1 pseudogene is annotated in these 264 nt (G+C 62.1%); it reads right to left on the bottom strand.

What is annotated here, in order from left to right:
• Nucleotides 1-193: pseudogene (locus tag SB764_RS41260) on the bottom strand (MFS transporter); the annotation flags it as partial.
• Nucleotides 194-264: the final 71 nt, after the last annotated feature.

Below are 264 nucleotides of genomic sequence, written 5' to 3'. Positions count from 1 at the left end.
AGTGTTTCCGGGGAAGTTTCGCCCCGACGGCCGCGAACACCGGCGCGCCGATGACTACGCCGAGGGCATATGCGGAAATCAGGTTGCCGGCTTCAGGTGTGCTGATGTGCAGGCCGCCTTCTATCTCCTTCAAAAGTCCCATCATGGCGAACTCTGTGGTTCCAATGGCGAACCCGCCGGTGGCCAAGGCCACGATGGCCAAGCCAAGGTGGCGTTTTGCCCGCGTGGCGACGGTGGAGGGGGACACAGTGGTAGTCATAGACC

The organism is Paraburkholderia sp. SIMBA_027, assembly GCF_046535315.1.
GTDB classification, from domain to species: Bacteria; Pseudomonadota; Gammaproteobacteria; order Burkholderiales; family Burkholderiaceae; genus Paraburkholderia; species Paraburkholderia tropica.
The sequence above is the reverse complement of the archived record's forward strand: the minus strand, read 5'-3'. Positions and strand labels throughout refer to the sequence as shown.